This is a genomic window from Peribacillus sp. P4_C12, assembly GCF_056402095.1.
The window spans coordinates 1-8,903 of the sequence record NZ_JBFUIB010000130.1 but is presented as its reverse complement, the minus strand read 5'-3'; the positions used below and the strand labels follow the sequence as shown (position 1 = coordinate 8,903).

8 protein-coding genes and 1 pseudogene are annotated in these 8,903 nt (G+C 37.2%); 1 reads left to right on the top strand and 8 read right to left on the bottom strand.

Annotated features, from left to right (window positions below; genetic code table 11):
• The 5 genes from AC1DUW_RS15770 to AC1DUW_RS15750 all read right to left on the bottom strand — a co-directional run.
• Window positions 1-864, bottom strand: an 864-nt coding sequence (locus AC1DUW_RS15770) for an AMP-binding protein (protein WP_477642928.1), incomplete at its 3' end; no start/stop codon positions are given.
• 34 nt (window positions 865-898) lie between these two features.
• Window positions 899-1,672 (bottom strand): SDR family oxidoreductase, encoded by a 774-nt coding sequence (locus AC1DUW_RS15765; RefSeq protein ID WP_057213377.1) that lies wholly within the window; start codon window positions 1,670-1,672, stop codon window positions 899-901.
• A complete protein-coding gene (locus AC1DUW_RS15760) occupies window positions 1,669-2,895 on the bottom strand; it encodes an acyl-CoA dehydrogenase (protein ID WP_477642927.1) in 1,227 nt (408 codons plus the stop codon). Before AC1DUW_RS15760 ends, AC1DUW_RS15765 begins: the two co-directional genes overlap by 4 nt.
• A 97-nt stretch (window positions 2,896-2,992) precedes the next feature.
• A complete protein-coding gene (locus AC1DUW_RS15755; RefSeq protein WP_477642926.1) occupies window positions 2,993-4,246 on the bottom strand; it encodes an ATP-binding protein in 1,254 nt (417 codons plus the stop codon).
• A gap of 271 nt (window positions 4,247-4,517) precedes the next feature.
• Window positions 4,518-5,870 carry a TrkH family potassium uptake protein gene (locus tag AC1DUW_RS15750; protein ID WP_053345108.1) on the bottom strand — a complete coding sequence of 451 codons (1,353 nt, stop codon included), beginning with the start codon at window positions 5,868-5,870 and terminating at the stop codon, window positions 4,518-4,520.
• Between the two features lie 233 nt (window positions 5,871-6,103).
• On the opposite strand from AC1DUW_RS15750, the gene AC1DUW_RS15745 reads away from it, so the two are divergent.
• Window positions 6,104-6,295 (top strand): alpha/beta-type small acid-soluble spore protein, encoded by a 192-nt coding sequence (locus AC1DUW_RS15745; RefSeq protein ID WP_034314196.1) that lies wholly within the window; start codon window positions 6,104-6,106, stop codon window positions 6,293-6,295.
• A gap of 42 nt (window positions 6,296-6,337) precedes the next feature.
• On the opposite strand, the gene AC1DUW_RS15740 is transcribed toward AC1DUW_RS15745, so the two are convergent.
• The 3 genes and pseudogenes from AC1DUW_RS15740 to AC1DUW_RS15730 all read right to left on the bottom strand — a co-directional run.
• A complete protein-coding gene (locus tag AC1DUW_RS15740; RefSeq protein ID WP_477642925.1) occupies window positions 6,338-7,621 on the bottom strand; it encodes an anti-sigma factor domain-containing protein in 1,284 nt (427 codons plus the stop codon).
• Complete coding sequence (sigI, locus tag AC1DUW_RS15735) at window positions 7,618-8,361, bottom strand: RNA polymerase sigma factor SigI (RefSeq protein ID WP_053345106.1); 744 nt, start codon at window positions 8,359-8,361, stop codon at window positions 7,618-7,620. The genes AC1DUW_RS15740 and sigI overlap by 4 nt, the downstream gene beginning before the upstream one ends.
• Before the next feature lie 366 nt (window positions 8,362-8,727).
• Window positions 8,728-8,903 (bottom strand): annotated as a pseudogene (locus AC1DUW_RS15730) (TerC family protein); the annotation flags it as partial.

Sequence of the window (8,903 nt, the reverse complement as noted above, 5' to 3'; positions counted from 1 at the left end):
GTACATAGTAGGTACACCAGGGAAAATGGTAGGCTGTTCACGCTTAATTGTTTCTAATACTTCCTCTATTTCAAACCGTGGCAGCATAATTGAATCACCCGCAATATACACCGATAAATTCATTGCAGACGTCATTCCAAACACATGAAAAAGTGGTATGACCGTCAACGTTCGTTCACAACCTATTTTTAGTTCATGCTTGAAGAACTCATAAGATTGAACTACGTTAGCCAGTATATTGCTGTGTGTCAACATTGCACCCTTCGATCGTCCCGTTGTGCCTCCTGTATACTGAAGTACGGCTATATCATTTCCCGGATCAATTGTTACTGGAGTAATGTTGCCATCGCCTGTTTTTATAAATTGGTCAAATGAAATATCAGGTTGGAAATCTGCATCAGATGGTTGGAGGCTGACTACAATAATATTTTTCACATTTACATTCTTCTGTACACTTTTCACTTTTGGATATAGTCCGTCTAACACCACAATTGTTTCGGCACCAGAGTCCTGTAAAATATGCTGCAACTCTCTTTCAACTAACATTGGATTGATTTGTGTAATAATGGCACCTGTAGTCAATGAGCCGTAGTAAGCTATGGCGTATTGCGGACAGTTAGGGAGCATTATTGCTACACGATCACCCTTTTGGACACTCTTTTGTTGAAGAGCTGAAGCGAAAGCTTGTGATGCAAAGAAAAGCTCCTGATAAGAAATCTTTCGACCATAAAAAGTAATTGCTGTATTGTTTGGATAGGACTGAAATGTGTTTTTAAGGATCTGCTGCATCGGAAACTCAGGAACTTTTATTTCCTTAGGTATTGAATCAGGATACATTGACAGCCACTTTTTTTCATTCATCATTACATACCCTCCAGCCATATTTAATTACTTTTCATTACATTGCATGCGAACCCCCATCAACAATTAAGATATTCCCGGTCACATAATCGGAGGCTTTCGAGGCTAGGAAAATCGCAGCCCCTTTTAAATCATCATCACTCCCTAACCTTTTAAGCGGAGTGGATTCCAAGATAGGATTTTTCCCTTTCTCAAGAACACCTCTGGTCATTTTTGTCGGAAAGAATCCAGGTGCTATCGCATTTACATTAATATTATGCTGGCCCCATTTAACGGCTAAATCCTTTGTTAAGGTAATTACCGCCCCTTTGCTCGTATTATAGCCGACTGTATCAAGGACCCTTGGATCCGTCCCGCCCAGTCCCGCGACAGAAGCAATGTTTATGATTTTTCCATAACCCTGTTCGATCATGATCCTACCTACAGTCTGACTCATGATGAAGGTTCCAGTCACATTGACATTCATTACCTTCTGCCAGGCTTCAAGGGGCATATCAACGGCAGGAGCTCCCCAGGATGCCCCGCTATTATTTACTAAAATATCTATAGATCCGAATGCTCTGTAAGCTACGTTCACTACTTCCTGTACATCTACCGGGTTGGTAATATCACATTTGATGGAAAGCGCCCTCACTCCCAGCTTCTCGATATGCGATGCAACTTCATCACATGCCTCCTTCTTTCTGGAACAAAGAACCACATTGGCCCCTGCTTCGGCAAAGCCTGTCGCTATTTGTTCTCCAAGCCCTCTTCCTCCACCTGTTATAATCGCTGTCTTTCCGGTTAAATCAAATAGGTCAGTCGCTTTCATATTTTCACCTCATGTTTTTGGTGTTTGCGAAGTTCAATTTTAGCGATTTGCGAACGGTGTACCTCATCCGGACCATCGGCAAGCCTCAATGTCCTGGCATTTGCCCAATGAGCCGCAAAAGGGAAATCATCAGATATACCTGCTGCGCCAAACCCTTGAATGGCACGATCCAGCACTTTTAATGCCATGTTAGGTGCAACCACTTTTATCATGGCAATTTCCGCCTTCGCTTCCTTGTTTCCTACAGTATCCATCATATAGGCAGCTTTTAAAGTCAAAAGCCTGGCTTGCTCAATTTCAATACGGGAATCTGCCACCCATTCCATAATCACACCTTGTCTCGCCAAAGGCTTTCCAAAAGCGACACGCTTTTGAATACGCTTACATAATTCTTCAAGCGCTCTTTCTGCAGCTCCGATAAGCCTCATACAGTGATGTATTCTTCCAGGTCCGAGCCTTCCTTGAGCAATAGCAAACCCTTTCCCTTCACCCAAAAGAATATTCTCGCTTGWGACCCTCACGTTTTCAAAAGTTATTTCAGCATGTCCATGAGGTGCATGATCATAACCGAAAACAGGAAGCATTCTCTCAATTTTGACTCCCGGTGTATCCAGCGGTACGAGAATCATAGATTGTTGTTCATGCTTAGAAGTGTCTGGATCGGTCTTACCCATAACAATAGCAATTTTACATCGTGGATCACCAGCTCCAGAAGACCACCATTTCCGACCGTTTATTACATATTCACTACCGCTTTTTTCAATTCGGCACTCAATATTGGTTGCATCAGAAGATGCCACTTCTGGCTCTGTCATTGAAAAGCATGAGCGGATTTCCCCAGCAAGCAACGGCTTCAACCAGCGCTCTTTATGTTCATCAGTACCATAACGAACCAGTACTTCCATATTCCCAGTGTCAGGCGCATTACAGTTAAAAATTTCGGGTCCTATCATCGATCTTCCCATAATTTCACAAAGCGGCGCATATTCAAGATTGGTTAAACCGGCTCCATAATTGCTTTCCGGTAAAAATAAATTCCAGAGTCCTTCTTCCTTTGCTTTTGCAGTTAATTCAGATAAAACCGGCGGTATTTCACTCCAGCGGCTATTCTGTTTTTCGAGCTGCTTATGATACACCGATTCATTTGGGTATACGTATTTCTCCATAAATTCTGTTAACTTCTTTTCCAGATTTTTTACTTTTTGTGTATGTTCAAAGTTCAAATTAATTCCTCCCTTTCAACTCACTAACCGGTTAGTATGTTAACTTTCTTTTTACAGCATACAACTTTTTTTCCTTTTTTTTCAATAATTAAATAAATTAATTTCCTGCTAATCCACTTCCTTGCTTCAGAACATCTATATCTCTTGGTTCAACTATCGGGAAGACACAAACGATTTTCGTACCTTTTTTTAGTTCGCTAGTAATGAATACTTTACCACCATGTTTCTCAATGATTTTAAAACATACTGAAAGTCCTAATCCTGTTCCCGTTGATTTCGTAGTGAAGAATGGTTCACCAACTTTTTGAAGAGAGTTTTCTGGAATCCCCTCCCCCTCATCCAAAATGCTTATATAAACTTCATTGTCTTTTTCATAGATATTCACAAAAATATTTCCGCCATCTGTCATCGATTCAATGGAGTTTTTTATAAGGTTTATTAGTACTTGTTTGATTTGATTTTCATCACAATATATATAAATCGACTGTTCATTATAATTTTTATGAATTTGAATATTATTAAGTACGGCATTGGTTTCCAACAAAGTAATCACATGATTGCAGGTTTTTTTTAAATCTTTCTTAAGAAACTCCTCTTCACTTGGCTTTGAAAGCAGCAATAGTTCATTTAGGACTTGCTCGATTCGATTAATTTCCGAAAAAATAATGTCATAGTATTCCTGTTTATCGGCACCCCCGTCTCTGATCAGTTTTACAAAACCTAAAATCGCTGTCATGGGATTTCTAACTTCATGAGCAATCCCTGCAGCAAGTTGGGCAGCCGTAGATAATTTACTGGAAGTAATCGCTAAATTTTCATTCAGACTTACAAGCTTTTCCTCTGCATGCTTCCGTTCATTAATTTCTGATAATATTCCTGCCGTTCCGATGAATTTCCCTGCCTCGTCATGAATTAATTTGACAAATGCTTCGACCCAGGTCGTCTCCTTTTTCGAATTATTCAATTTAATATCCACACGAAAATATTTTTTTCCTTGATGAAAGGATTCTGCAAACGTTTTCAATACTTCTTGATACGAAGTATTATCCATACTTTTAGAAAAGTGAAGCCCGAGAGTTTCGTTAACAGTAGCACCACTCATCAATTTCCAGGCAGGATTTAAATATAGCCATTTTCCTTTCTCATCTGTTTGGAATATAACTTCATTGAAGCTATTGACCAATTCTTTCGAGTACTTAGAGAAAATTCGATAACGCCCTTCACTATCCTTCAATAACTCAATCATTTTTCGGTTTTTATCATAGGTAGCGCCTAATAACCAAGCTATAGATACAATTGCGACTATATATATTCCTGCAAAGGTGGAAACTTTATGTACTTCAATATACATCCATCCTATAAATGGCAATATTAATATAAAAAATAGTGCAGGAACAAAAATCCTTCCAACGTATTTCTTTATTTCCTCCACCTCCTTACCAAAATAATAAAAAAAATATTCGATTAAATTCCAGCAAGTTAGGATTTGAATTCAGCATATACCTTACATTAAAATGGTAATTAATTATCTTATAGGTACATTTCAACATAATTGCTTCGATTCCTGCAAACAACTCAAAAAACCTTTCCGCAATGGAAAGGTCTCTGATATAGCTAAATCATTATCCAATAATGACGCGTTCTTTTGGATAATGGTAATTCTCCGTAACCTCTTTATGACCAATGATATAGAGGAGGGACGTAATTCCGACCCGGCCAATAAACATAATAATCATAATTACAATTTCACCGATATTACTGAGTTCGGGAGTGATACCCATTGAAAGACCCACAGAACCGAAGGCAGAACATACTTCAAAAATGATTTGCATCAAAGTAAAATCCTCAGTGATTGCTAAAATGAATACTGCCAATATGCATAATAGGGATCCCATAATCATAACTGCTGTCGCCTTACGAATATCATCAGGATGTATCTCCCGTTTGAATACTTTAATAGATCGCCTTCCCCTCATAAAATTCCATAAAAAGAGAATCATTATAGCGAGGGTTGTTGTCCGGATACCTCCTCCTACTGAACTAGGAGATGCTCCAATAAACATCAAGATGCTCATCAATAAAAGGGTGGGTTCCGAGAAATCGCTCACATTCATCGTTGTTAGGCCACCGCTTCTCGTATTCGATGACATAAATAGAGAGTAGAAAAATGATTCATGCCAGCTCTTATCTTTAAAAAATCCGTTCATCTCCAGCAGGAAGATAAGGATAGTTCCCCCAATTATAAGGCACAAGAAAGTGACTGATGTCAGTTTTGTAAACAAAGAAAAATGAAACTTATAAGTACGTGCACTATTGGATACAAATTCTTTCAACTCAATTAAAACCGGAAATCCAATAGCTCCAAGGGTAAGCAGGATAATCGTGATAAACTGCACAAAATAATCATCTTTAAATGGAATCATTGAAGTACCGGTAATATCGAAACCAGCATTCGTGGTGGCACTTACGGCTAAAAATAAGCCATTTAAAAAGGCCTCTTTCCAGTTTGGATAATAATTCAGAAAGTAAATGCCTAAAACAAGAGCTCCAATCATTTCAATTACGACAAATATCTGAATGATTTGAATCAATAATTTAACAAGCCCCGAAAGATTCGATTGGTTTTGATCGGTCATGATTAATTGTCTTTCCTTCAAGCCGATTTTCTTACCCAAAATCAACCAGAAAAACGTTCCAAGTGTCATAATGCCAATACCTCCAAATTGGAGAACAAACATTAGAATGAAATAGCCTACCTCATTATACACTTCGGGCAAACTAACAACTGTTAGACCTGTCACACTAACTGCACTTACGGCTGTGAATAAAGCATCCATGAAACCTAATTCTACACCTGGCCTTATAGCAACGGGTAGACTCAACAGTATGGTCGAGATACTGACAGCTAAAAAGTAATAACCGACGATAAGCTGTGCTGGTGTTAACTTTGCTAATAGTTTTTTGATAGCAAACATACAGAGTTTTCCTTTCTTACTCCTTTATAATTATGTGAATCACATAACCATTAAAAATCTAGTGTACCCTTTTTTCATTCTTTTTTCCATTCTCTTTTGAAACTGTCTTACTTGCAACAATAAGGCAGGTTTACCAATAAGTTTGATACTGCATACATAAGTAAAACTCCTTTTTCTACTTATACTATCATTACAGCGGCAAAAGCCGTTGAAAACGTAAAGGGGAGATTCAAATGGCTAACAGCAGTAACAACCTTCTTGTTCCTGGAATCGAACAAGCACTTGAACAAATTAAATATGAAATAGCATCAGAATTCGGTGTACAATTAGGTTCCGATACATCCGCACGTGCCAATGGTTCAGTTGGTGGAGAAATTACAAAACGTCTTGTTCAGCAAGCTCAATCTCAACTTAAAGGTCAATAAATCCTATTACAATTGAATATCAATGGCTAAGAGTCCAGCTTTCTAAGCTGGACTCTTTTTAATATTCCGTTCATTACCGTTTTCTTTATGATTCATTTCCCTCTTATTCCGTTCTGTCTTATTTCCCTTTTTAGTTTCGTGCTTTATACGATGGTCTTTACTTTTTTCACTTTCTTTTGCTTTTTCTTTGACTGATGGGTGTCTTCGCTTATCAATTCTCTGTTCAGTCTTTTCATTTGATTTCACCCACTTCCGCTCTTTCGATTGCTTGTCTTTTGAATGGTTGCTATGGTCTCTATTTGATTTTTCGTTCGGTTTTTTGTTTTTTTCTTGAAAGGTATTTTTCTCTTTATTTTTTTCTTGAAAGGTATTTCTCTCTTTGTTTTTTCCGTTATATGGTCTATATTGTCCATTTTTTTCTTTTTTATCTGATGTTTCCTTCTTTTGCTTATATTGTTTTTTCATTTCCCTTTTTTCGGTTAGTTCGTCTTTGATTACTGTTTTTTCCTTTTTCTCACTTGGATTGTTCACTTTTTCCTTTTCTTGATTCGATTTGTTTTTATTGCTCTGCGATTCTCTCTTCTCTTCCAAGGTTTCGGTATTACCCTCGACATTTTTATCCGTTGCAGGTTCCCTTGTGTTCACTTTAACTTTCTCTTTATCCTCATTCAACTTCTTTTCAACATATTTCCCGGTAGATATGCCTTGTTTCCTAGCCTGCTTCCGATCAGTTTTCGTTGCTTGAATAACTTTCATCTTTGTTTGTGAAACATTTCCCTGCTCTGAAATTTCTTTAATCTCTTCTTTTAAATTCTTATCCAGTTTTTTATCTTTATCCAATAACGTTGTAGAAACAACTATTTGTTTATTTCCTTTCAAATAACCAAGTTTCTTTGTTGTTTCAACAATTCCGTTTGTGACCGTCTTAACTTCTTTACCTTTCCAGTTCGTCAACTTATCAATAACAAGCTTACCATCTTCGTTTAAGCTGGTAAGTTTGAGAACCTCTAATTGATCATTCAGCTCTAGTTCAATACTTGGATTCACATCAATTGTCATATATGCAGAGACATGCTCAGAAGAATACGATGGTAGAACAGAAAAGAGAATCAGAAGGGCAGCTGCTACACTAAGCACCGCCTTTTTTTTGAAAGATAAATGAAAGCTAGAAAAAGATAAAGTTACTTTTGGTTTAAAAGGTGAAAAAGTGATTTCTTCGCCCACTTCATAAGTTCTTTCCTGTCTTTTGGTTTTTAGAAACTCGCCTTCGGGGGTTAATAGGGTTACAAAACGCTTATTTATTGAAAGAATAACTCCTTTTTTCATCCATTAATAACCCCTTTTATATAATCATTCAAATACAAAAAATCCCCGTTTATTATTATTGCAACAGCAATGATATACTTTCGATTCCGTTCGATTGTTTTTCTGCTTACATCTACCTTTCCCTCAAGCTGTTTTACTGGCAGCCGCTTTTTTGTAAACAGGATTTCTTTCAAGTCGTCATCGTCCATTAACAATTTAGCAATCATTATCGCTCCCTTCCTTGCATCTTCATGTTTTGGAGAGTTTTCAACGAGATCATCAAACGACAGACCAAAATCCTGTAGATGTCTTATATAAAGTTGAATTTCTTCTTTTCTTTTTTCTGATTCCTTTTGTTTTTCGTATTCCTGCATGGAATTTTCATTATCCAGATATATTTGGCTTTGATCATTTTCTTCGTTTTGAGAAAAATCCAGAATGATTTCTTTGCTTCTTGACTGGCTTCTTAAGTAATCAATAACCCTTCGCTTAACAAGGGTTTCGGCAAATGCCAACAAAGAACGGCCTTTTTCAGGGGAATATTTATCTATCGCCTCATTAAAAGCAATCAATCCAATACTGAATTCATCATCTGATTCGTATATGTAGCGTCTGCATACTGACGAGACGGCTTTGGCTATAAAAGGCTTAAATGATTCTATAATATCGTTACGAAGGCTAATATCGCCTTGTTGAATTTTCAAAACGGTTTCTTCTAAAGAACGCTTTTTTTTGAATGCTGTAAACAACAAACCAAGCATCTGCTCACCTCGCTCCTGTTGAACGGTTAAAACGATCAACATATTTATCTTAAGCGGAGGGAGTCTAAAAGACAGTACCAAAAGAACTATTTTTCAATGATATCGAAATCACGAAATATATCCACATGAAAAAATACTTAGTTTTTTCTCGTTTATTACAGTGCAATTACAGTATAATAACTTTTTTCTAGTTTTCTCACCAAACCAATGGGACAATTGTCATTTTTTTTACCCAAATTTAATATTCACTTCTTTTAACATATCGTTCGTAAAAGCTTCTGAATTTTTGTGGGTCACTCCCGAAAACCATATAATGGATTTTATTTTACAAAAAAAACCAGGCGTGACTTGCACGCCTGATTTTTTTTATGCTTCTTGTATTTGTTTTTCTTTTTCTTTTTTGCTTGAAATGATCCATGCACTTATGACAATACCGATTAATACAACCCAGAAAATCGATTTCCAAAGTGTTGATTCCGGGAAATGGTGATCGATGACAGCTAACGAAGGGTGTGCAAGTGTGTATACCGCTAACTTTACCC

Bases quoted from the DNA above. Each gene is read 5' to 3' on its own strand.
- AC1DUW_RS15750 (WP_053345108.1), bottom strand. From the start codon at position 5,870: ATGTTTGCTATCAAAAAACTATTAGCAAAGTTAACACCAGCACAGCTT.
- AC1DUW_RS15755 (WP_477642926.1), bottom strand. From the start codon at position 4,246: ATGTATATTGAAGTACATAAAGTTTCCACCTTTGCAGGAATATATATA.
- AC1DUW_RS15745 (WP_034314196.1), top strand. From the start codon at position 6,104: ATGGCTAACAGCAGTAACAACCTTCTTGTTCCTGGAATCGAACAAGCA.
- sigI (WP_053345106.1), bottom strand. From the start codon at position 8,361: ATGCTTGGTTTGTTGTTTACAGCATTCAAAAAAAAGCGTTCTTTAGAA.
- AC1DUW_RS15740 (WP_477642925.1), bottom strand. From the start codon at position 7,621: ATGAAAAAAGGAGTTATTCTTTCAATAAATAAGCGTTTTGTAACCCTA.
- AC1DUW_RS15765 (WP_057213377.1), bottom strand. From the start codon at position 1,672: ATGAAAGCGACTGACCTATTTGATTTAACCGGAAAGACAGCGATTATA.